Source organism: Streptomyces sp. NPDC029044 (genome assembly GCF_040637495.1).
In the GTDB taxonomy this organism is placed as follows: domain Bacteria; phylum Actinomycetota; class Actinomycetes; order Streptomycetales; family Streptomycetaceae; genus Streptomyces.
Genome location: NZ_JBEZWN010000037.1, coordinates 48386 through 72001 on the forward strand (window position 1 = coordinate 48386; position 23616 = coordinate 72001).

Annotated in this window: 18 protein-coding genes and 2 pseudogenes; 12 read left to right on the plus strand and 8 right to left on the minus strand. The window is 71.5% G+C overall.

The window, feature by feature from the left end; all coding sequences use genetic code 11:
• Positions 1-94: 94 nt before the first annotated feature.
• The 3 genes from AB0E85_RS26015 to AB0E85_RS26025 all read right to left on the minus strand — a co-directional run bounded on the left by AB0E85_RS26015 (position 95) and on the right by AB0E85_RS26025 (position 3580).
• Entirely contained in the window at positions 95-862 is a 768-nt protein-coding gene (locus AB0E85_RS26015; RefSeq protein ID WP_107459490.1) for an enoyl-CoA hydratase-related protein, read from the minus strand.
• Between the two features lie 81 nt (positions 863-943).
• Complete coding sequence (locus AB0E85_RS26020) at positions 944-2176, minus strand: Ig-like domain-containing protein (protein ID WP_361931647.1); 1233 nt, start codon at positions 2174-2176, stop codon at positions 944-946.
• Between the two features lie 159 nt (positions 2177-2335).
• Complete coding sequence (locus AB0E85_RS26025) at positions 2336-3580, minus strand: Ig-like domain-containing protein (protein WP_361931649.1); 1245 nt, start codon at positions 3578-3580, stop codon at positions 2336-2338.
• A 186-nt stretch (positions 3581-3766) separates the two neighbouring features.
• Between AB0E85_RS26025 and glgX the strand changes: the two genes are divergently transcribed.
• The 9 genes from glgX (at position 3767) to AB0E85_RS26070 (ending at position 13415) form a co-directional block, all read left to right on the plus strand.
• A complete protein-coding gene (gene glgX, locus AB0E85_RS26030) occupies positions 3767-6019 on the plus strand; it encodes a glycogen debranching protein GlgX (RefSeq protein WP_361931651.1) in 2253 nt (750 codons plus the stop codon).
• Between the two features lie 88 nt (positions 6020-6107).
• Entirely contained in the window at positions 6108-7829 is a 1722-nt protein-coding gene (locus AB0E85_RS26035; RefSeq protein ID WP_361931653.1) for an FAD-dependent monooxygenase, read from the plus strand.
• Positions 7830-8113: 284 nt separating this feature from the next.
• Positions 8114-9271, plus strand: coding sequence for a SchA/CurD-like domain-containing protein (locus tag AB0E85_RS26040; RefSeq protein WP_361931656.1), 1158 nt, complete (start codon positions 8114-8116; stop codon positions 9269-9271).
• A 67-nt stretch (positions 9272-9338) separates the two neighbouring features.
• On the plus strand, positions 9339-9782 hold the full coding sequence (locus AB0E85_RS26045; RefSeq protein ID WP_361931659.1) for a cupin domain-containing protein: 444 nt from the start codon (positions 9339-9341) through the stop codon (positions 9780-9782).
• Complete coding sequence (locus AB0E85_RS26050; protein ID WP_361931662.1) at positions 9779-11047, plus strand: beta-ketoacyl-[acyl-carrier-protein] synthase family protein; 1269 nt, start codon at positions 9779-9781, stop codon at positions 11045-11047. Before AB0E85_RS26045 ends, AB0E85_RS26050 begins: the two co-directional genes overlap by 4 nt.
• On the plus strand, positions 11044-12294 hold the full coding sequence (locus AB0E85_RS26055; RefSeq protein ID WP_361931665.1) for a ketosynthase chain-length factor: 1251 nt from the start codon (positions 11044-11046) through the stop codon (positions 12292-12294). Before AB0E85_RS26050 ends, AB0E85_RS26055 begins: the two co-directional genes overlap by 4 nt.
• Positions 12295-12326: 32 nt before the next feature.
• Entirely contained in the window at positions 12327-12581 is a 255-nt protein-coding gene (locus AB0E85_RS26060) for an acyl carrier protein (RefSeq protein WP_361931668.1), read from the plus strand.
• Position 12582: 1 nt separating this feature from the next.
• Entirely contained in the window at positions 12583-13062 is a 480-nt protein-coding gene (locus tag AB0E85_RS26065) for an SRPBCC family protein (RefSeq protein WP_361931670.1), read from the plus strand.
• A 20-nt stretch (positions 13063-13082) separates the two neighbouring features.
• Positions 13083-13415, plus strand: coding sequence for a TcmI family type II polyketide cyclase (locus AB0E85_RS26070; protein ID WP_361931673.1), 333 nt, complete (start codon positions 13083-13085; stop codon positions 13413-13415).
• A 112-nt stretch (positions 13416-13527) separates the two neighbouring features.
• On the opposite strand, the gene AB0E85_RS26075 is transcribed toward AB0E85_RS26070, so the two are convergent.
• The 4 genes and pseudogenes from AB0E85_RS26075 to AB0E85_RS26090 all read right to left on the minus strand — a co-directional run.
• A complete protein-coding gene (locus tag AB0E85_RS26075) occupies positions 13528-14556 on the minus strand; it encodes a methyltransferase (protein ID WP_361931675.1) in 1029 nt (342 codons plus the stop codon).
• 39 nt (positions 14557-14595) lie between these two features.
• Entirely contained in the window at positions 14596-15684 is a 1089-nt protein-coding gene (locus AB0E85_RS26080; protein ID WP_361931703.1) for a right-handed parallel beta-helix repeat-containing protein, read from the minus strand.
• 89 nt (positions 15685-15773) lie between these two features.
• A pseudogene (locus tag AB0E85_RS26085) lies at positions 15774-16118 on the minus strand (response regulator transcription factor); the annotation flags it as partial.
• 1 nt (position 16119) lies between these two features.
• Positions 16120-16845: pseudogene (locus AB0E85_RS26090) on the minus strand (ABC transporter ATP-binding protein); the annotation flags it as partial.
• A gap of 205 nt (positions 16846-17050) precedes the next feature.
• Here AB0E85_RS26090 and AB0E85_RS26095 point away from each other — a divergent pair.
• Entirely contained in the window at positions 17051-18856 is a 1806-nt protein-coding gene (locus AB0E85_RS26095; RefSeq protein ID WP_361931677.1) for an ABC transporter ATP-binding protein, read from the plus strand.
• The gene (locus AB0E85_RS26100; RefSeq protein WP_361931680.1) at positions 18853-20727 is read left to right on the plus strand and encodes an ABC transporter ATP-binding protein; all 1875 of its coding nucleotides are present in this window, start codon (positions 18853-18855) and stop codon (positions 20725-20727) included. The genes AB0E85_RS26095 and AB0E85_RS26100 overlap by 4 nt, the downstream gene beginning before the upstream one ends.
• 14 nt (positions 20728-20741) lie before the next feature.
• Here AB0E85_RS26100 and AB0E85_RS26105 read toward each other — a convergent pair whose 3' ends face one another.
• Entirely contained in the window at positions 20742-21221 is a 480-nt protein-coding gene (locus AB0E85_RS26105) for a hypothetical protein (RefSeq protein ID WP_361931683.1), read from the minus strand.
• Positions 21222-21414: 193 nt separating this feature from the next.
• On the opposite strand from AB0E85_RS26105, the gene AB0E85_RS26110 reads away from it, so the two are divergent.
• Positions 21415-23475, plus strand: a complete 2061-nt coding sequence (locus tag AB0E85_RS26110; RefSeq protein WP_361931685.1) for a M4 family metallopeptidase — start codon at positions 21415-21417, stop codon at positions 23473-23475.
• The last annotated feature ends 141 nt before the right edge of the window (positions 23476-23616 follow it).

The window sequence follows — 23616 nt, forward strand, 5'->3', positions numbered from 1 at the left end:
GCGGGCTCAAGGCTGCCTCAAGGCTGCCGTAAACCGCCCCATCGAGGGACTCCGGGTCAGACACCGTGTCAATTGCAAGCCCCTGGCGGGGTGTTCAGAGGAACTTCGCCTTGCCCGGGCCCTCCGCCACGAAGCTGCGCATCCCGCGCTCGCGGTCCTCGGTGGCGAACAGACCCGCGAACCAGTTCCGTTCGATCGCGAGGCCCGTGTCGAGGTCCGTCTCCAGGCCCGTGTCGATCGACTCCTTCGCGGCGCGCAGCGCGAGCGCCGGGCCCTGCGCCAGCCTGGCGGCCCAGGCGTGCGCCTGCGTGTACACCTCGTCGGCGGGGACGACCCGGTCCACCAGGCCGATCTCGCGGGCCTCCTCGGCCTTCACCATGCGGCCCGTGAAGATGAGGTCCTTGGCTTTGGAGGGGCCGACCAGGCGGGCCAGGCGCTGGGTGCCGCCGGCGCCGGGGATCAGGCCGAGCAGGATCTCCGGCTGGCCGAGCTTGGCGTTCTCGCCGGCGATGCGGAAGTCGGCGCACAGGGCGAGCTCGCAGCCGCCGCCCAGCGCGTAGCCCGTCACGGCCGCGACGACCGGCTTGGGGATCCGGGCCACCGCCGTGAACGAGTCCTGGAGGGCGCGGGCGCGCAGGACCATCGCGGTGTGGTCCATCTCCTGCATCTCCTTGATGTCCGCGCCGGCCGCGAACACCTTCTCGCCGCCGTAGACCACCACGGCCCGGACGTCCTCGCGCCGCGTGGCCTCCTCGGCGAGTTCCTTCAGCCGGTCCTGCGTGGCGATGTCCAGCGCGTTCATGGGCGGGCGGTCGAGACGGAGCGTGCCGACGCCTTCAGCGACTTCGAGAGAGACGGTCATAGGCAGCAGGTTAACCACGACTAACGGCTGCGGCCCCGGTGCGGTCCGTCACACCGGGGCCCTCTTGTCAGCGGCGGAAAACTACTTCTTCCACTTCTCCCACGACATGTTCCAGCCGTTGAGCCCGTTGTCCGGGTCGACGATCCGGTCCTCGGAGTTCTTGACGACGACCACGTCGCCGACCATCGAGTGGTTGAAGAACCACGCGGCGGCCACCTTCTTGTCCCAGCCGCCGCGCACGTCGCGCAGGCCGATGCAGCCGTGGCTCGCGTTGTAGTTGCCGAAGGCGCCGCTCGCCCAGTAGTTGCCGTGCAGGAAGGTGCCGGAGGTGGTCAGGCGGACGGCGTGCGGGACGTCCTTGATGTCGTACTCGCCGCCGTAGCCGACGGTCTCGCCGTTCATCCGGGTCACCGTGAGCATCTCGCTGATGACCATCTGGCCGTTCCAGGTCTCCATGCCGGGCTTGCCGGTGGTGACCGGGATGGTCTTGATGACCTTGCCGTCGCGCATCACCTTCATGGTGAGCTTCTTGGCGTCGACGACCGAGACCTGGTTGCGGCCGATGGTGAACTCGACCTTCTTGTCCTGCTCGCCGTAGACGCCGGAGCGGCCTTCGACGCCGTCGAGGTTCAGGTCGACGGTCACCTTGGTGCCGGGCTTCCAGTACTTCTCCGGGCGGAAGTCGAGGCGGTCGTTGCCGAACCAGTGGCCCTCGACGTCGACGGCCGGCTCCGTCTTGATGCGGATGGCCTTCTCGACGTCCTCCGGGTTGGTGATGCCCCGGTCGAAGCGGATGGAGAACGGCATCCCGACGCCGACCTTGGAGCCGTCCTCGGGGGTGAAGGTGCCGATGAAGGTGTTCTTCGGGGTCAGCGTGGTGAAGCCGGCGTCCTCCGCGGCCGTGCGGCCCTCGGAGTCCTTGGCGACCGCGTGGACCGTGTACTTCGTGGCACCGGCCAGGTGGGTGGACGGCGTCCAGCTGGCGCCGTCCTCGGATATCGCGCCGTCGACCTTGTTGCCCTTGGCGTCCTTGACCTCGACCTCGGTCAGCTTCCCCTTCTCGGCGGTCACCTTCAGCGCACCGCTCGTGTCGACGGACTTGGCGCCGTCCTTGGGGGTGATGCCGACGACCGCCTCGGACTGCTTGCTCTGTGCGGCGTCCGAGTCCTTGCCCTTGCTGTCGCTCCCGCCGGAACCGGAGCCGCTGCCCCCGCCGCCGCACGCCGTGACGGCGAACAGCAGCGCGCCGAGTATCAGCGCGAGCACTCCGTTCCTGCGCCCAACCGACGCCCCCGATATCGGTCGCCCGTTCAAGTGGTTCTCCCCTCCCCGGGCCTGGTCAGGCCCGCACGCGCACCCGCGCGTCCCCCGCGCGTCGGCGAATAGTAACCACAGGCCGGACGGCATCGGAGGCCCGCGATTGTCACCGTTCGGTCCCAACAGATCGCCGGGTCAACCCGCCCCCCTGTCCGGTTACTTCACCGCACTGCCCGCCTTCCATGCGTTCCAGTCCATATTCCATCCTCCGAGCCCATTGTCGGGAGAGACCTTTTTGTCATTGCTGTTCACGACTTCGACGACGTCCCCGATGAGGCTGCGGTCGAAGAACCAGCCGGCCGGGGTGTCGGAGCCGCCGCCCTTCACATCCCGCAGTCCGATGCATCCGTGGCTGACGTTGGTCCGGCCGAAGACGGTGTGGTGCGCCCAGTAGTTGCCGTGCAGGAAGGTGCCGGAGTCGGTCAGGCGCATCGCGTGCGGAACGTCCGGAATGTCGTACTCGCCCTTGCCGTCGCGCTTCTTGAAGCCGACCGTGGCACCGTTCATCCGGGTGACGTCGAGCATCTCGGTCACCACCATCTTGCCGTTGTAGGTGGTCGTCTTCGGGGCGCCGGCCGTGACCGGGACGGTGGCCAGGGGCTCGCCGTCGCGCCGGACCTCCATGGAGTGCGCGGCGGCGTCGACCACGGAGACCTGGCTGCGGCCGACGGTGAAGGAGAACGTCTTGTGCTGGAGGCCGTAGACGCCGGGCGCCCCCTCGACGTCGCGCAGCCGCAGGGCGACGGTGACCCGGGTGCCGGGTTTCCAGTAGTCCTCGGGGCGGAAGTCGAGGCGGGTCCTGCCGAACCAGTGCGGACGGATCTCGACGGCCGGGCGGGCGGTGACGCGCACCGCGCGTTCGACGGCGGCGCGGTGCGCGATCTGCCGGTTGAACTCCAGGGAGACGATCATGCCGGTGCCGACCGTGGCGCGGTTCTCCGGGGCGACGTAGCCGATGAAGCGCTCCTCGGGGACGTAGGTGGTGAAGGTGGTGCGCCGGGCCGAGCGGCGGCCGTCGCCGCCCACGGCCACCGCGTCGACGGTGTACTTGGCGGCCAGCGCGAGCCGCTGGTCGTCGGGTTCCCAGGTCAGGCCGTCCGCGGAGAGGTGCCCGGGCACCGGGAACTCCTGCGCGTCCTGCGACCTGACGACCCTCACCTTCTCCAGCCGGCCGTCGGGCACGCGCACCCGCAGCCGCTTGCCCGGGCGCACTCCCCTGCTGCCGTCGCCGGGCGAGACCTTGATGACGTCCTCGGGCGCCGGGGGCGCGCCGAACGCCCCGGCGATCCCGCCCGCGTCGTCCGAGGTACAGCCGGTGGCCCCGGCGAGGAGCCCTGCCCATGTCACTACGGCGGCCAGCGCGGCCCTCGCGCGCCGCGCGCGCCCTTGTACGTGCCTCACGAGGTGCCCAACGACCGGCTGTGTCCCCGGAAACGACCATGCCCGCCCCCGGGGAAACGTGAGTGCGAGCCACGCTCTGGGCAGAACAGTGGGGAGGACGACGCGCAGGGGAGCCGCGGCCCGGGCCGCAGACAGGGCCGCACCCCTCTGTCCCCCGTCGTCCCACGAGCCGCGGGAGGCTGACAGGTGTCCAGCGCAGCCGAGCAGGAGGCGGTGGCCGGTCGTCAGGCCACCGGGAACGGGCGCCAGGCCGCCGCCGTGAACGGGGCGCGGCGGGCCGCGCCACCGCCCACCGTGCCCGCGTGGCCGGGCGCGCCGACACCACTGGGGGCCCGGTTCCGGGTCGGCCCGGACGGAGTGGCGGGCACCAACTTCGCGTTGTGGGCGGGCGGGGCCGAGGGGGTCGAGCTGTGCCTCTTCGACGAGTCGGGCAAGGAGTCGCGGGTGCGGCTCGCCGAGCTGACCCACGAGATCTGGCACGGCTTCGTCCCCGGCGTGCTGCCGGGGCAGCGCTACGGCTACCGGGTGCACGGCCGCTGGGACCCGTGGACGGGCGCCCGCTGGAACCCGGCGAAGCTGCTGCTCGACCCCTACGCCCGTGCCGTGGACGGGGACTTCGGTCTGCCGCCGGAGGTCTACGGGCACGTCCGCGACTGGCCGCAGCAGCATGTCGCCGACACCGTGCGCGACGACCGGGACTCCGCGCCGCACGTCCCGAAGGGCGTCGTCGTCCACGATGACGACGACTGGGCCGACGACCGCCGCCCGAAGACCCCGTGGGCGGACTCCGTGATCTACGAGCTGCACGTCAAGGGCTTCACGCAGCTCCACCCGGGCATCCCCGAGGAGCTGCGCGGCACCTACGCCGGCCTCGCGCACCCGGCGGCCATAGAGCACCTCGTGAAGCTGGGGGTGACGGCGGTGGAGCTGCTGCCGGTGCACCAGTTCGCGCACGAGGACCATCTGCTGCGCCGGGGCCTGAGGAACTACTGGGGCTACAACTCCATCGGCTACTTCGCCCCGCACGCGGCCTACGCGGCCTCCGGGACGAGGGGCCAGCAGGTCGGCGAGTTCAAGCGGATGGTGCGTGCGCTGCACGCGGCCGGGATCGAGGTCGTCCTCGACGTGGTCTACAACCACACCGCCGAGGCGGGCGAACTGGGCCCGGCCCTGTCCCTCAAGGGCATCGACAACCGCGGCTACTACCGCCTCCAGGACGACGCCCGCCGCTACGCCGACTACACCGGCTGCGGCAACACCCTGCACGTGGTCCAGCCGCAGGTGCTGCGCCTGATCACGGACTCGCTGCGCTACTGGGTCACGGAGATGGGCGTGGACGGCTTCCGCTTCGACCTGGCGGCGGCGCTGGCACGTTCCATGCACGACGTCGACATGCTCTCCCCCTTCCTCGCGGTCATCGCCCAGGACCCGGTGCTGCGCCGGGTGAAGCTGATCGCCGAGCCGTGGGACGTGGGGTCGGGCGGCTACCAGGTGGGAGCGTTCCCGCCGCTGTGGACGGAGTGGAACGACCGGTACCGCAACGCCGTCCGGGACTTCTGGCGGCACGCCCTGCCGGACGTGCGCGAGATGGGCTACCGGCTGTCGGGCTCCAGCGACCTGTACGCCTGGGGCGGGCGCAGGCCGTACGCGTCCGTCAACTTCATCACCGCGCACGACGGGTTCACGCTGCGGGACCTGGTGAGTTACGAGCGCAAGCACAACGAGGCCAACGGCGAGGGCAACCGCGACGGCACGGACGACAACCGGGCATGGAACGGCGGCACCGAGGGCGAGACGGACGACGGGGACGTGCGGGCGCTCCGGCGCCGGCAGCTGCGGAACCTGCTGACCACCCTGCTGCTGTCGACGGGCGTGCCCATGCTGGTCGCGGGCGACGAACTGGGCCGGACCCAGCGCGGCAACAACAACGCCTACTGCCAGGACAACGAGATCAGCTGGCTGGACTGGGGGCTGCTGGAGGATCCGGGCTGGCAGGCCCTGTTCGCGCTGACCTCCCGGCTGATCGCGCTGCGCCACCGCCACCCGGTGCTCAGGCGCCGGGCATTCTTCTCGGGCCGGGCCCAGACGGCGGACGGGCTGCGCGACCTGGCCTGGTTCACGTCCCGGGGCACGGAGATGACGGAGCAGGACTGGTACGCGCCCGCCGCCACCTTGGGCATGTACCTGTCCGGCCGGGACATTCCGGGGCGCGACGAGCGCGGGGAGCAGATCCTCGACGACAGCTTCCTGGCCGTCCTGCACGCGGGCGAGGGGCCGGTGGACTTCACCCTGCCGGGGCCGCCGTGGGCCGAGCGGTACGAGGTCGTCGTCGACACGAGCCGGGAGGAGCAGGGGGAGGCACCCGGCGTGGAGCACCGGGCGGGGACGGAGATCACGATGCCGGCGCGGGCGGTGCTGCTGCTGCGGGTGGCGGGATGACGCCGGCCCGGCGCGGCCGGCGGGCGCGGACGGGCAGCACGCAGCAGGCGGGTGAAGCCTGAGCCACTGTCACCTTCCCGGGGCATGCATGAGGATCTCCGCCGCATCCGGCCGGGTCGGCGGTATCGATGCGCTGGAGGCGACAGTGACGAACGAACGAGGCGGACAGTCGGGTCCGCACACCATCAGCGTCCCGGTCCTCATCGTCGGCGGCTCCCTGGTCGGCCTGTCGACCTCGCTGTTCCTGGGACGGCTGGGCGTGCCGCACGTGCTGGTGGAGCGCCACGCGGGCACCTCCATCCATCCGCGGGGCCGTGGCAACAACGTCCGCACGATGGAACTGTTCCGGGTGGCGGGCGTCGAGAAGGCGATCCAGGACGCGGCCGCCACCCTGGCCGTCAATCAGGGCATCCTCCAGACGCCCACGCTGGTCGGTGACGCGGGCGAGTGGCTGTTCAGGGACATCGACCCGGGGGGCGGCCTGGCCCGCTTCAGCCCCAGCGCCTGGTGCCTGTGCAGCCAGAACGACCTCGAACCGGTCCTGCTCGACCACGCCCGCGGGCACGGCGGGGACCTGCGCTTCTCCACCGAGCTGTTGTCGTTCGAGGCCGGCACGACCGGTGTGACCGCCGTGGTCAAGAGCCGCGAGACGGGTGAGCACACCACCATCCGCGCGGACTACCTCGTCGCCGCGGACGGCCCGCGCAGCCCCGTGCGCGAGCAGCTCGGTATCGGTCAGAGCGGGCCCGGCGACCTGTTCCACAACGTCAGCCTCACCTTCCGCTCCCGCCGCCTCGCCGAAGTCGTGGGTGAGCGCCACTTCATCGTCTGCTACCTGACGAACCCGGAGGCCGACGGCGCCCTGCTGCCGGTGGACAACCGAGAGAACTGGGTCTTCCACGCCCCCTGGCACCCCGAACACGGCCAGACCCTCGAGGAATTCACGGACGAGTGGTGCGTCGAGCACATCCGCCGGGCGGTCGGGGTCGCCGACCTCGACGTGGAGATCACCGGCAAGGCGCCGTGGCACGCCGCTCAGCGGGTCGCCCGCAGCTACCGGTCCGGCCGCGTGTTCCTGGCCGGTGACTCGGCGCACGAGATGTCCCCCACCGGGGCCTTCGGTTCCAACACCGGTATCCAGGACGCGCACAACCTCGCCTGGAAGCTGGCCGCGGTGCTCGACGGCTGGGCCGGGGAGCGCCTGCTGGACACCTACGACGCCGAGCGCCGACCTGTGGCCGAGGCCACCAGCGCGCGTGCCGCGGCCCGGTCGGCCGAGCACAGCCACCCCGGATTCGCCGCGCCGGCCGGCGGAGCGGGCGGCGGCGGCCCCCAGCGCGGCATCCTCAACGTCGCTCTCGGGTACCGCTACCCGCAGGGCGCCGTCGTCGGCGCCGATCCCGCCGCCCCCGTGGTACCGGAGGGGCTCGACCTGACCGGCGCCCCCGGCAGCAGGGCCCCGCACCTGTGGGTGCGTCACGGGGATGCACGGATGTCGACGCTCGACCTCTACGAAAAGTCCCTGGTGCTGCTCAGTGACGCCGCCGAGCCGAACGGATGGCACGAGGCCGCGCTCCGCCTCGCCGACGAGCTGGCCCTGCCGCTCCGGTCGTACCGCGTGGGCACCGGACCTCGGGCCGACCTGGTGCCGGAGGACGCCGCCGACTGGGCGGAGCGGCACGGCACGGGGCCCGGGGGCGCCGTGCTCGTCCGGCCCGACGGGTTCGTCGCATGGCGGTCGCCGGGTCCGGATGCGGATGCCGAGAACGCGCTGCGCCAGGTCCTGAGGACCGGGCTGGCCGTCGGCTGAATTCCGCTTCGGACTCCGGACCGGCGAGTGCCCCGACGGGTGGTGAGGGTGCGGGCGGCCCCACCCTCATCACCCGGACGGGGGACCGCGACCAGCAGACCGCGGACCACGCGGACGGCCCGGTTGTCCTGACCCGTCCCGTCCGGCGGCCACCCGTCCCGGTCACTCGCGGACGCCGTCCGAGTCGCGCGATGTGCGGGGACGGCCACAGGATCGAGGAACGCCGACGCCGCATCCCCGCGGCCGGCGTTCACGTTCCCCGCCGCGAAGGAGATGTGCGCAGGATGACCACCACGTCCGAACGGGGGGCAGGTTCGCGGGCGCGACAGGCCTCGCACCATGTCTCCCAGTCCGTGTTCGACGGTTCCCGCCTCCGCGTCGTCCTCCTGGTCGACGTCCACGACGGGGCCCAGCAGGAGTTTCTCGAAGCCTACGAACAGTTGTGCAACCAGGTCGCGTCCGTCCCCGGGCACGTCAGCGACCAGCTGTGCCAGTCGATCGAGAACCCCTCCCAGTGGCTCATCACCAGTGAGTGGGAGAGCGCCCCGCCGTTCCTCGCCTGGGTCAACAGCGAGGAGCACGTGCGGATGGTGGAGCCGCTGCACAGCTGCGTGCGCGACACGCGGTCGCTGCGCTTCCACGTCGTCCGCGAGACCGGCGGACCGGCGAAGGGCGCCGACTCGGCGGGGCGCCGCCTCCAGACGGCACCCCGGATCGGTGACGGTGTGATCCGGCACGCCCTCACCTTCACCGTGAAGCCGGGCAGCGAGGAGATCGTCGCCAAGATCCTCGCCGACTACGACTCGCCCGAGCCGAAGGTCGACGACACCACCCGGCTGTGCCGCACCTCCCTGTTCATGCACGGCAACCGGGTGGTGCGGGCCGTCGAGGTGCGCGGCGACCTGCTGGCCGCGCTGCGCCACGTCGCCCGGCAGCCCGAGGTGCGGGCCGTCGAGGAAGCCATCAACCCCCACCTCGAACAGGACCGCGACCTGGGCGACCCCGAGTCCGCCCGGGTCTTCTTCACCAGGGCCGCGCTGCCGGCCGTCCACCATGTGACGGCGGGGCGGCATGAGCCGCAGGGCGAGCGGTACGCCCTGTACTACCCGGCGCGGCCGGAGCGCGGAATGCAGCTCGCCGAGCTCCTGGCCCATCGCGACGAGGCGGCCGCGGACGACCCGCGCAGCCCGGTCCTGCGCAGCACGATCTTCCAGCGCGACGACGTCGTCGTACGGCTGATCGACGTGCACGGCGCGATCGAAGAGGCCGACCCCGGCCACATCCTCGGTCTGTCCGACTCGGCGCAGGTGACCGAGCTGACGACGCTCCTGGACGACGCGGCGGACCTGGACGTGGCGACGTCGAAGGACGACAGCCTCGCCCGGCTGCTCGAACTGGCGCGCATGGATCTCGTCACCGACCGCCGGTCGCCCGACGCCTGATTCGCCATCCGGTGGGAGAGGCGACGCTGCCTCTCCCGCGTGGCGCAGCACCTCAACGGAGGAACGCGTGATCACATCTCGTCCCAACATCGTGAGCCTGAGCGACGTCGAGCCCAACCGCCGCCGAGGCGGTGACCTGCGCGCCATGCTCACCCCGGCCGCGGTGGGCGCCACCAGTGGATTCATGGGCGTGGCGCTCATCGAACCCGGTGACCGCATCGGTGAGCACTACCACCCGTACTCCGAGGAGTTCGTGTACGTGGTGTGCGGGCAGCTCGAGGTGGACCTGGACGGCGAGCCGCACCCGCTCCGTCCCGAGCAGGGGCTGCTGATCCCCGTCAACATGCGCCACCGCTTCCGCAATGTCGGCACGGAGGAGGCCCGGCTGGTCTTCCACCTCGGTCCCCTGGCGCCGAGTCCGCCGCTGGGCCACGTCGACACCGAGGAGACCGACGCCGAGTCCGCGGTGGTGGGAGCGGAGGCGGCCGCACGACGTCAGGTCCACTCATGAGCAGGCGAGTGGCGGTCACCGGCATAGGTATCGTCGCTCCCGGAGGCATAGGCGTACCGGCGTTCTGGGATCTCCTGGCGGCCGGGCGCACCGCGACACGGGCCATCACGTTCTTCGACCCGTCCGGCCTGCGGTCGCGGATCGCCGCCGAGTGCGACTTCGACCCCGCCGCCCACGGCCTGGGCCCGCGGGACGTGGAACGCAGTGACCGTTACATCCAGTTCGCCATGGTCGCGGGTGACGAAGCGGTACGGGACGCCGGTCTCGACCTCGCCGCCGAGGACCCCTGGCGGGTCGGCGTCTCGCTCGGCACCGCGGTCGGCGGCACCACCCGGCTGGAGCACGACTACGTCCTGGTCAGCCACGGCGGGCAGCGCTGGGACGTGGACCACCGGGAAGCGGGCCCCGACCTGCACCGGGCGTTCACGCCCGGCGCGCTCGCCTCGACGGTGGCGGAGCGGTTCGGGGCGCGCGGCCCGGTCCAGACCGTGTCCACGGGCTGCACCTCCGGGCTCGACGCGGTCGGCTACGCCTTCCACACCGTGGAGGAAGGCCGGGCTGACATCTGCATAGCCGGCGCCTCGGACTCGCCGATCTCCCCGATCACCATGGCCTGCTTCGACGCGATCAAGGCCACCTCCCCGAACAACGACGACCCGGCCCACGCCTCGCGTCCCTTCGACGCCGACCGCGACGGATTCGTCATGGGCGAGGGCGGCGCCGTGCTCGTCCTGGAGGAGCTCGAACACGCCAGGGCCCGCGGCGCGCGCGTGTACTGCGAACTGGGCGGCTACGCCACCTTCGGCAACGCCTACCACATGACCGGCCTCACCAGCGAGGGCGTGGAGATGGCCCGCGCCATCGACGACGCCCTCGACCACGCGCGGCTCGACCCCACCGCGATCGACTACGTCAACGCGCACGGCTCGGGCACCAAGCAGAACGACCGCCACGAGACCGCCGCGGTCAAACGGGTCCTGGGGCCGCACGCCTACGAAACGCCCATGAGTTCGATCAAGTCGATGGTGGGCCACTCCCTGGGCGCCATCGGAGCGATCGAACTCGTCGCCTGTGTGCTGGCCCTGACGCACCAGGTGGTGCCGCCGACCGCGAACTACGAGACCCCCGACCCCGAGTGCGACCTGGACTACGTCCCCCGCGAGGCCCGTGAGCGCAAGCTCGACAGCGTGCTCTCGGTGGGCAGCGGGTTCGGTGGCTTCCAGTCCGCGGTGGTCATGAACCGGCCGAGGGAGACGTCACGATGAGCGAACCCCGCCCCCGCGCGGCCGTCACGGGCATCGGTGTGGTCGCGCCGAACGGATCCAGCACCGAGACCTTCTGGAAGTCCACCAAGGAGGGCATCAGCGTCCTGGACCGCGTCACCCGGGAGGGCTGTGAGCAGCTGCCGCTGCGGGTCGCGGGCCAGGTGCGCGACTTCGACCCGGCGGCGGCCGTCGAGGAGCGCTTCCTGGTCCAGACCGACCGGTTCACGCACTTCGCGATGGCCGCGGCCGACCTCGCGCTGGACGACGCCCGGCTCCCCCGGTCCGTGACCGACGAGGTGCCGTTCTCCGTGGGTGTGGTCACCGCGGCCGGTTCCGGCGGCGGCGAGTTCGGGCAGCGCGAGCTCCAGCAGTTGTGGGGCAAGGGCAGTCGCTTCGTCGGCCCGTACCAGTCCATCGCCTGGTTCTACGCCGCCAGCACCGGCCAGATCTCCATCCGCCGCGGCTTCAAGGGCCCCTGCTCGGTCGTCGCCGCCGACGAGGCCGGCGGCCTGGACGCCCTCGCGCACGCGGCACGAGCCGTGCGGCGCGGCACGGATGTGATCGTGGCCGGGGCGACGGAGGCTCCGATCGCGCCCTACTCGGTGGTCTGCCAGCTCGGCTACGAGGAACTCAGCACGGTCGACGACCCGACCCGTGCCTACCGCCCGTTCACATCCGGGGCCTGCGGGTTCGTTCCCGCCGAGGGGGGCGCCATGGTCGTGGTGGAGGCGGAGAGCACGGCCCGGGAGCGGGGCGCCCCCGTGCGGGCCCATCTGGCCGGGCACGCGGCGACCTTCACGGGGGCCTCCCGCTGGGAGGAGTCCCGGGAGGGACTCGCCCAGGCCGTCCGGGGCGCTCTGGCGGAAGCCGGCTGCGCCCCCGAGGAGATCGACGTGGTGTTCGCCGACGCCCTCGGCGTGCCGGAGGCGGACCGGGCCGAGGCCCTGGCCATCGCCGACGCTCTCGGGGCCCACGGCACCCGGGTGCCCGTCACCGCGCCCAAGACGGGGATCGGCCGGGGCTACTGCGCGGCGCCGCTGATGGACGCCGCGGCCGCGGTGCTCTCGATGGAGCACGGTCTGATCCCGCCCACCCCCAACGTCTTCGACATCTGCCACGACCTCGACCTCGTGACAGGCCGGGCCCGTACCGCCGAGGTACGCACGGCGCTGGTGCTGAGCCGCGGGCTCATGGGGTCGAACTCGGCGCTGGTGCTGCGGCACGGCGCCACCGACGCCTCGTCGTGAGGCGCCGTGGAACCGGCAAGGAAGGGAATGGCATGACTGACCGCATCTCGGTGGAAGAGCTGTCCGAACTCATGAAGAAGTGCACCGGCGTCACCGTCACCCCGGAGGAACTCCGCCGCGACGAGACCGCCTTCGAAAGCCTCGGCGTCGACTCGCTGGGACTGCTGGGCATCGTGGGCGAGCTGGAGAACCGGTACGGCACTCCGATGCCGACGGACGCCGAACGCTCCAAGACGCCCCGGCAGTTCCTCGACCTCGTCAACGGTGCCCTCCTGGCAGGAGCGTGACATGGCCGGACACACGCAGAACGAGATCACCATCGCCGCGCCGGTGGACGTGGTCTGGGAGGTGACCAACGACCTGGAGAACTGGCCGCAGCTGTTCAGCGAGTACGCCTCCGTCGAGATCCTCTCCCGGGAGGGTCACCGGACGACCTTCCGGCTGACGATGCACCCCGACGAGAACGGCACCGTGTGGAGCTGGGTCTCCGAGCGCGAGCCGGACCGCGAGACACTCACCGTCAAGGCCCGGCGGGTCGAGACGGGTCCTTTCGCCCACATGGACATCCACTGGCGGTACGAGGAGGTCCCGGCCGGCACGCGGATGGTGTGGACGCAGGACTTCGCGATGAAGCCGGACGCGCCGGTCGACGACGCGTGGATGACGGACAACATCAACCGGAATTCCAAGGTGCAGATGGCCCTGATCCGCGACCGCGTCGAGAAGATCGCCGCGGAGCGCGGTGCGAGTGCCGGTCTGACCGACTGAGCCGGACGGAGAACAGCCCCATGCACCAAGCCCTGATCGTCGCCCGCATGGCCCCCGGGTCGGCGCCCGACATCGCCAAGGTGTTCGAGGAGTCCGACCGGGGGGAGCTGCCGCACCTCGTCGGTGTGACCCGGCGCAGCCTCTTCCAGTTCGGCGATGTGTACCTGCACCTGATCGAGGCCGAGCGCGAGCCCGGCCCGGCCATCGCCAAGGTCACCGGCCATCCCGAGTTCCGGGACGTCAGCGAGCGGCTGGCCGCGTACGTCAGCGCGTACGACCCCGCGACCTGGCGCTCCCCGAAGGACGCCATGGCGCAGCGCTTCTACCTCTGGGAGCGCGAACCGGCCGGCTGACCGCCACCGGCACCGGACGGCCGCCGGGTCCGCAGCGTCGCGGACCCGGCGGCCGTTCGTCTGTCCGCATCGGGGAGTGCCGGGATCGCCGGGTCCCCGGAACGCGGTCGGATCAGCCGGGGATGTGGCAGTCGAACGCGTGCAGATAGGGATTGACCGGGCTGATGTCGTCGATGACCAGGCCGGCCTCGGTGAGCCGGTCCACCATGCTCTGCCGGGTGTGCTTCGCCCCGCCGACGTTGAGGAGCAGCAGCAGGTCCATCGCGGTGCTGAACCGCATCGACGGCGAGTCGTCGACGAGGTTCTCGATGACCACCACGCGCGTCCCGGGGCCGCCGGCGTCGCGGACGTTGTGCAACGTGCGGGCGGTGCTCTCGTCGTCCCACTCCAGGATGTTCTTGATGACGTAGGCGTCGGCCTTCACCGGGACGGCCGTCCGGACGTCACCGGGCACGACGTGCGCGCGGTGGGCGAGGTCGCCGCCCGTGCGCAGTCTCGGGACGGCGTTCTCCACCACCCGGGGAAGGTCGAGCAGCGTCCCGCGCATGTCCGGGTACTTGTCCAGCAGGCTCGCCACGACGTGCCCCTGACCGCCGCCGATGTCGGCCACCGAGGTGCATCCCGTGAGGTCGAGGAACGCGGCGACGTCCTGCGCCGACTGCGCGCTGGAGGTCGTCATGGCGCGGTTGAAGACGTCGGCGGACTCCGGGGCGTCCTCGTTGAGGTAGGGGAAGAACTCCTTGCCGTACAGGCCCTCCACCACGTTCCGGCCGGTGCGCACCGCCTCGTCCAGCTTCGGCCAGACGTCCCAGGTCCAGGGCTCGGTGCACCACAGGGTGATGGCGCGCAGGCTGTGGGGGTCGTCCTCGCGCAGCAGCCGGGAGACGTCGGTGTGCGCGAAGGTCCCGTCCGGGCGTTCCGCGAAGACGCCGTGGCAGGACAGGGCTCGCAGGAGCCGTCGCAGCGGTCCGGGTTCGGTCTTCACCGCGGCCGCGATGTCCTCCGCGGCCATGGGCTCGTCACCGAGGGCGTCGGCGACGCCCAGACGGGCGGCCGCGCGCAGGGCGGCGGCGCACGCCGCCCCGAAGGCGAGTTCCCGCAGCCGCATGGACGGCGGAGGCGCGGGCTGGGTGGTCGTCATGTGCCGCCTTCCTACTTCGATCGCGTCAACGGTGGGGGGTCAGCACAGGCCGGCGGGCTGGGACAGCCGGCAGGTGTTGCCCTGGAACGTGTTGCCCTGGCCCGGGTCCGTGTTGACCAGGTCCGCCGGAGCGTTGCCCTGAAGCAGGTTGTCGCTGACCCGGTTCCGTTCGCTGGTCGTGCCGACGAAGCTCTTGAACACGACGATGCCGCCCGACAGCGGGGACGAGCCGACGTTGTTCCTGATCACGTTGCGGGTGATCAGGTTGTCCTCGGTGCCCGTAAGGACGATGCCGGAACCCTGAAGGGCGTCCAGCCGGGCGGTCTTCGGGCAGGACTTGTTGTTGCGTTCGATGCGGTTCTCGCGCACGGTCACCCGGCCGGCCTTCGGCTTGTTCTCGTCGCCGACGACGAACAGCCCCGCGCAGTTGCCCGTGAGGTGGTTGTCCGAGACGGTCAGGTTGCGCAGCCGGCGGACGGTGACGCCGATGCGGTTGCCCTCCAGCCGGTTGCGCTCGACGACCGTTCCCCCGGTGTCCATGGCACCCTGCTCCGCCGTGACCGTGTTGGCGAGGAACAGGCCCGCGTCGCCGTTGTCCCGGGCGGTGTTGCCGCGGAACGTCCCGCGGACCGACTGCTCCGTGGCGATGCCCCACACCCCGTTGCCGACCGCTTCGACCTTCTGCACGGTCAGCCTGTCGGCCTCGTGGGCGTAGACGCCGGCCTTGCGGAAGCCGGTCACGGTCAGGGAGGCGATGGTGACACCGTCGACGCCGTGGTCCCGCGTGCCCTCGACGCAGATGCCGTTGCCGGCCGCGGCGCAGCTGCCGGCGGCCCTCCCGGTGTCGGGTGGGGTCGCGGCGCCCGGGGCCGCCTGCGGCCGGAGCACCGTGCCGTGGCCCATGCCGCGCAGGGTGAGTCCGGGCGTGCGCACGCTGACGCTCCCGCGGTGGGTGCCGTGGGCGAGCAGAACGGTGTCGCCCGGCCGGGCGGAGTCGACCGCGTTCTGGATCGACTCCCCCGGTCTCACCAGATGAACCGAGTGTGCGGCGGTCGGCGCGGCGGCGCCGAGGCCCGTCCCGAGCAGCGCCGCCGCGCATGCCAGTGGCGCGATATGACATTTATTCATATCGCGCAGATTAGGGGTGAAAGGTGACGAATCGGTGGGATGGGCCATCCGGCGGCGTGGCACCGAGGCCTGCCGTGCACGACGGGGCCCTAGCCGAGGATCCCCCGGTCGTAGGCCACCGCCACCGCCGCCGCGCGGTCCTTGACGCCGAGCTTGGCGTAGAGATGGGTGAGGTGGGTCTTCACGGTCGCCTCGCTGATGAACAGTTCGCGGGCGATCTCGCGGTTGGAGGTGCCCTTGGCCACCAGGGCCAGGACCTCGCGTTCCCGGGCGGAGAGCGGCTCGTTGCCGGGGGCCCTGGGCGTACGGACCGCGGAGACCAGGCGGGAGGCCACCGCCGGGGAGAGGACCGTGCGGCCCTCCGACGCCGCCCGGACCGCCGTGAACAGCTCCTCGCGCGGGGCGTCCTTCAGCAGGTAGCCGGTCGCGCCCGCCTAGCTCACGGTCGTCCAGCGGCCCGGACGGGGTGAAGCTGATGACGGTGGCGCCCGCGGAGCGGCGGATCAGCCCGGCCGGGGTGTCCAGAGCGGCCACCCGTCCCCGGTCGATCACCGCGATGCGGTCGCACAGCCGCTGCGCCTCCTCCATGAAGTGGGTGACGAGCAGCACGGTGACGCCCCGGGCGCGGACGTCCTCGATGAGCTGCCAGGTGTCGCGGCGGGCACGCGGGTCGAGGCCGGTGGTGAGCTCGTCGAGCACCACGACCCTGGGGTCGCCGATCAGGGCGAGCGCGATGAACAGGCGTTGCTTCTGGCCGCCGGAGAGCTTGGCGAACCGGGTGGACAACGTGTCCTCCAGCCCGAGCCGTTCGGCCAGGGGGCGCCAGTCGGCGGGGGCCGGGTAGAAGGCGGCGTACAGCTCCAGCGCCTCGCGGACGGTGAGTTTCGGCTGGAGCTGACTCTCCTGGAGCTGGGCGCCCAGGACCCGGGCGACCCGCTCGTGGTCGGCGGCGGGGTCGAGGCCGGTGACGCGGACGCGGCCGGAGTCGGGCACGCGCAGCCCCTCGACGCATTCGACGGTGGTGGTCTTCCCGGCGCCGTTCGGGCCGAGAATGCCGAAGATCTCCCCTTCCTCGACGGTGAAGGAGACGCCGTCGACGGCGGGACGGCCGGCGTAGCTCTTGCGCAGGTCGGTGACTTCGATGACGGGTTCGGTCGGCATACGAAGAGGGTCCCGGCGGGGCCGGGTCCGCCGCATCGGCCGTCGCGCTCGAACGGACATCAGCCGATCGGTTGATGCCGGCCTACGACCCGGCCGGTGCGGCCGTACGACCGGTCGAACCCCCAGGCCGTAGAACCGAGGACCGGTCCGGGTCCGGCGGAAACTCGGTGGGCGGTGTCAGTGGCGATCCGTAGGCTCGCTGCTGATGGCCACTTCACCAGCCCCCGCCCAGGACCGTTCCGCCGTGCGTACGCTGTTGCGCCTGTGGCCCTATGTACGGCCCGTGCGGGCGCGGCTGTTGAGTGCCGCGCTGGTCGCGATCGTCGCCTCCTGCGTGGGTCTGGTGATCCCGCTCGCCCTGAAGTGGATGGTGGACGGGCCGATCGCCGACCGGGACCCGGCGGGCGTGTGGCTCGGCGCGCTGTGCCTGCTGCTGCTGGGCTTCACGGAGGCCCTGCTGTTCGGACTGCGGCGGTGGCTGGTGGCCCGGCCGCTCTCGCACGTCGAGGCGTCGATGCGGGCGGCGCTGTACCGGCACCTCCAGCGGCTGCCGGTGGCCTTCCACGACCGGTGGGCCTCGGGGCAGTTGCTCTCCCGGGGGACGACGGACCTGATGCTGCTGCGCATGTTCCTCGCGTTTCCGCTGACGTTCCTCCTGGTCAACGGGGTGACGATCCTGGTCGGCGTGATCATCATGCTGCTCCAGGACTGGACGCTGGGGCTGGTCATCCTCGGGCCCGCCGTCCCCGTCCTGGTCACGTGCGTGATCTTCGAGAGGCGCTACGCGCAGCTGGCCCGGCGCGCCCAGGACCAGGTCGGCGACCTGACGACGGTCGTCGAGGAGAGCGTGCTCGGCATCCGCATCATCAAGGGCTTCGGCCGCCACCGGAGCCAGGAGCGGGCGTTCCGGGACCTGTCGAAGACGCTGCGCGGCACGGAACTGCGCAAGGCGCGGCTGCTGGCGACGATCTGGGGCGTCATCGTGGCGCTGCCGGAGGTGGCGATCGGGGCGGCGCTGGTGGTGGGGGTCGTCCAGGTGGCCGACGGTGTTCTGTCGGCGGGGACGCTGGTGGCCTTCCTGTCGACGGCGCTGGCGTTGCGGTGGCCGGTGGAGTCGATCGGTTTCCTGCTGGCGATGAGCCAGGAGGCGGCGACGGCGACGGAGCGGTACTTCGAGGTGATGGACGCGGAGGTGGAGGGGGCCGCGGAGAGGCCTGCCGGCGCCCCGGATCAGGGCACCGGCACCGGCACCGGGCAGGTCCGGGACAGGGGAATCCGTTTCCACGACGTCCGGTTCCGCTACCCCGACGCGCCGGCCGACAGCCCGCCCGTCCTCCAGCACATCGACCTGCACATCCGTCCGGGCGAGTCCATGGCGCTGGTCGGCGCCACGGGAAGCGGGAAGACCACCCTCACCGCGCTCATCCCCCGCCTGTACGAGGTGACGTCGGGCCGCATCACCCTCGACGGCGTCGACATCACCGACCTGTCCAGACAGGCGCTGCGCGCCAAGGTCGCCGTGGCCTTCGAAGAGCCCACGCTGTTCTCCGCCTCGGTGGGCGACAACGTGCTCATGGGGGCGAAGGACACCGCCGGCCAGGCCGACCTGGAGCGCGCGCTCGACGTCGCCCAAGCCGGCTTCGTGCGTTCCCTGCCCCAGGGGACAAAGACACCGGTGGGCGAGCAGGGCCTCAGCCTCTCCGGCGGTCAGCGCCAGCGCCTCGCGCTCGCCCGGGCCGTCGTCGCGCAGCCGGAGTTCCTCGTCCTGGACGACCCGCTGTCGGCCCTGGACGTGCACACCGAGGCCGCCGTGGAGGCCGCCCTGCGGCAGGTCCTCGCGGACACCACCGCACTGATCGTGGCGCACCGCCCCTCCACCGTGCTGCTCGCCGACCGTGTCGCGCTGCTGTCCGGCGGCCGGATCGCCGCGGTCGGCACCCACCACGAACTGCTGCGCACGAACGCCGAGTACGCGCATCTGATGTCAGGGGAAGAGGAGGGCGCACGATGACGGCGGCCACCGGCGCACCGGCCGGCAACAAGCCCGACGACCGGCCCGGCCGTCAGCCCGACGACCCGTTGGCCGCGACCGGCGACCCCTTCGACCGGGACGTCCTGCCCGCTCCGCCGGGCGCCACCGGAGCCCTGCTGCGTACCCTGCTCGCGCCCATGAAGGCCCGGGTCGCGGTCACCACTTTCCTGCTGCTGCTCCAGCAGGCGGTCGTGCAGGCGGGCCCGCTGCTGGTGGCGTACGCCATCGACCGTGCCGTACCGGCGTTCCGCGCGCAGGACCACGGGCCGCTGATCGCGGTGGGCGTCGGCTATCTGGGGTGCGCGCTGGCCGCGGGCGGGCTGCAGTTCGCGTTCGTCGCCGCCGCGGCCCGGGTCAGCCAGGACGTGCTGCTCGACCTGCGCGGCCGGATCTTCCGCCACGCGCAGGCGCTGAGCGTCGACTTCCACGAGCGCTACACCTCGGGCCGGCTCATCTCCCGTTCCACGGCGGACGTGGAGTCGCTGCGCGAACTGCTGGACGAGGGCCTCCACGAGCTCGTGACGGTCATCCTCTCCTTCGTCTACATCTCGGCGATGCTGCTCTGGCTCGACCTGGGTCTCGGGGGCGTGGCGGTGGCGTCCCTGGTGCCGCTGTACGCGCTCGTGCGGTGGTACCGGCGGCGGGCCGCCCGGGTGTACCGGGCGCGGTCGACGGCCATCGCGGCCGTCATCGTCAAGTTCGTCGAGACGATGAACGGCATCCGGCCGGTGCGCGCCTTCCGCCGCGAGGCCGCCAACGACACGGACTTCGGCGTGCTCAACAGCCGGCACGAACGGGTCAACGGCGATGCGCTGCTGGAGATGGCCCGCTACGTCACCGGCTCGCGGCTGGTCGCCAACACCGCCGTCGCCTCGATCGTGCTGTGGGGCGGCTACCGGGTCGCGGACGGCACCCTGGCCCTCGGCGTGCTGGCGGCCGCGGTCCTGTACCTGCGGCGGCTGTACGACCCCATCGACCGGCTCGGGATGTTCCTGAACTCCTACCAGTCGGCGGCGGCCTCGCTGGAGAAGATCGCCGGTCTGCTGGCCCAGGTCCCGTCGGTTCCCGAACCGGCCACCCCCCGGCAGCTCCCGCCGCTCGAAGGCGAGCACCCCGGCCGCGAGGTGGTCTTCGACGGCGTCCGCTTCGGCTACCGCACGGGCGGCGAGGTGCTGCCCGCGTTCGACCTCACCGTTCCGGCCGGGCAGACGGTCGCGGTCGTGGGCTCCACGGGCGCCGGCAAGTCGACCCTGGCCAAGCTGCTGGCGCGGTTCTACGACCCCTCCGGCGGCCGGGTGCTGCTGGACGGCGTCGACCTGCGCGACCTCGCCGTGCCCGAGCTGCGGCGCGGGGTGGTCATGGTGACGCAGGAGGCGTTCCTGTTCTCCGGCACGGTCGCCGACAACATCGCGATCGGCCGCCCGGACGCCACCCGCGAGGAGATCGAGCAGGCCGCCAAGGAGATCGGCGCGCACGACTTCATCAGCGCCCTGCCCGACGGCTACGACACCGACGTACGCAAGCGCGGCGGCCGCATCTCCGCCGGGCAGCGGCAACTGGTGGCGTTCGCCCGGGCGTTGCTGGCCGACCCGGCCGTGCTGATCCTCGACGAGGCGACCAGCTCACTGGACGTCCCGGGCGAGCGTGCGGTGCAGCGGGCCATGGCGACGGTGCTGAAGGGCCGTACGGCCGTGGTCATCGCGCACCGGCTGTCGACCGTCGAGATCGCGGACCGGGTCCTGGTGATGGAGCACGGCCGCATCGTGGAGGACGGCGAACCGTCCGAACTCATCGCGGGCACGGGCAGGTTCGCCGATCTGCACCGGGCGTGGCGGGACAGTCTGGCGTAGGGCGGGGCCGCCCCTCAGATGCCCGCCAGTTCGCGCGGTTCCTTCATCGCCGGGTTCCGGGCCAGGGCCGGATGGTGCCGTTCCAGGTACTCCAGACCGTCGGCGACGAAGGACCGGACCGCGGAGGTGTACGCGTCGAGCGAGCAGCGGGGAGACGGCGTCGGAGCGCCGTACGAAGCGGTGAACCGCACCTGATCGCCCGCGCGTTCCAGCCGGATGACGTAGCTGTTCTCCGTGAAGTCGATCTCTGCCGACCCCGCGGTCCGCAGGCCGTGCAGCGAGAGCCCCAGAGTGAACATCATGTCGACCAAGGGGGTCCGGGAGGCCGCGAGGAAAGCGTGACCGTCCACGATGAAGTCGACCGGGTAGTCGAAGAATCCATAGCGCAGATCCGTCGCGCTGAGAGCTGCCAGGTCGACCCGGCCGGCCTGCCAGGCCTGCGCCCAGCCGGCTCCGATGTCGCTGCGCCTGTCGGGCGTGAAACCGATCTCCAAAGCACTCCTATGCGTCCGTATAGCGAACATGAACTTCCGGTCAACGAACCGTTTCCGGCCATTGTATTGACGCGGTCCTGACAGAAAGCGCGGTCCCCTGCCACGCTTCCCACGACTGCTCCACAGGAACCCCACAGCAACACCTCCACCTCCCCAGGCCGGGCGACCCCCGGTCCCGCAGAAGGAGTCAGTGTTGAGAAGCAGTTCCTCGCGAAGAGGCACCTCCCACAGACGCACTCCCCACACCCCCCGTCGCACCGCGGTCGTGGCCCTCGCCGGCGTCGCCGCGCTGATCGCCGCCGCCGTCCAGGGCGGCACCGCCACCGCAGCCCCGGAGAAGGCACCGTCGGCCGCGAGCAAGGCGAATCCCGGCTCCGAGTCGGTCAGGCTCACCCCCGCCCAGCGCGCCGCGCTGATCCGGGAAGCCGACGCCGGCAAGGCGCAGACCGCGAAGGACCTGGGCCTGGGCGCCAAGGAGAAGCTGGTCGTCCGCGACGTCCTCAAGGACCGCGACGGCACCGTGCACACGCGCTACGAGCGCACCTACGACGGCCTGCCGGTCCTCGGCGGTGACCTGGTCGTCGAGAGCACGAAGGCGGACGCCACCGCGGCCGTCGTGAAGGCCACCCGCGCCGCCATCAAGCCGGCCACGACGAAGGCCGCGGTGTCCGCCGCGAAGGCCCGGCAGCAGGCCCTGAAGGCCGGTGCGGCCGACGAGGCCAAGGACGCCGGCATCAACCGCGCGCCCCGCAAGGTGATCTGGGCCGCGAGCGGCAAGCCGGTCGTGGCCTACGAGACGGTGGTCGGCGGCTTCCAGCACGACGGCACCCCGCAGGAACTGCACGTCGTCACCGACGCCACCACCGGCGAGAAACTCTTCGAGTGGGAGGCGATCGAGACCGGCACCGGCAACACGGTGTACTCCGGCACGGTCGACCTCACCACCACCCAGTCCGGGTCGACGTACAACCTCACCGACGGCGCCCGCGGCAACCACAAGACGTACAACCTCAACCGCGGCACCTCCGGCACCGGCACCCTGTTCTCCGGTCCGGACGACGTGTGGGGCAACGGCACCCCGTCCAACCTGGAGTCCGCGGGCGCCGACGCGCACTACGGTGCCGCCCTCACCTGGGACTACTACAAGAACGTGCACGGCCGCTCCGGTATCCGCGGCGACGGCGTGGGCGCGTACTCCCGGGTCCACTACGGCAACAACTACGTCAACGCCTTCTGGTCGGACAGCTGCTTCTGCATGACCTACGGCGACGGCTCGGGCAACGCGAACCCGCTGACGTCGATCGACGTGGCCGCGCACGAGATGACCCACGGGCTCACCTCGAACACCGCCGGCCTCAACTACAGCGGCGAGTCCGGCGGTCTGAACGAGGCGACCTCGGACATCTTCGGCGCGACGGTCGAGTTCTACGCGAACAACTCCTCCGACGTCGGTGACTACCTCATCGGCGAGGAGATCGACATCAACGGCGACGGCACGCCGTTGCGCTACATGGACAAGCCGAGCAAGGACGGCTCGTCCAAGGACAGCTGGTACTCGGGCATCGGCTCGATCGACGTGCACTACTCGTCGGGCCCCGCGAACCACTTCTTCTACCTGCTGAGCGAGGGCAGCGGCACCAAGACCATCAACGGTGTCACGTACAACTCGTCCACCTCGGACGGCCTTCCGGTCACCGGCATCGGCCGGGACAAGGCGGAGAAGATCTGGTTCCGCGCGCTCACCACGAAGTTCACCTCGACCACCAACTACGCGGGTGCCCGCACCGGCACCCTCGCGGCCACCGGTGAGCTCTACGGCACCGACAGCGCCGAGTACAAGGCGGTCCAGCACGCGTGGGCGGGCATCAACGTCGGCACCCGGCCCGGCGACGGAGGCGGCGGCGGCACGTCCTTCGAGAACACCGCCGACGTGGCGATCCCGGACCGGGGCGCGGCGGTCACCTCGTCGGTCACCGTCTCCGGCCGGACCGGCAACGCCCCGTCCAACCTCCAGGTCGCGGTGGACATCGTCCACACCTACATCGGTGACCTCAAGGTGGATCTGGTCGCCCCCGACGGCACGGCGTACACGCTGAAGGGCTACGGCACCGGCGGAAGCGCGGACAACCTGAACACCACCTACACGGTGAACGCCTCCTCCGAGGTGGCCAACGGCGTCTGGAAGCTGCGAGTACAGGACAACGCGGCGATCGACACCGGCTACATCAACAGCTGGAAGCTGACGTTCCCGTAGACGGCGGGCCCCTCGGCCCGTTGATCACAGGCCCCTAGGCCTCTCAAGTCAGGGCGTCGCCCCGGTGGGTTCGAATCCCCCGGGGCGGCGTCCGTTTCACATGCGCTCGCGTACATCTCGTCGTCGAGTTCCGGCCAACAT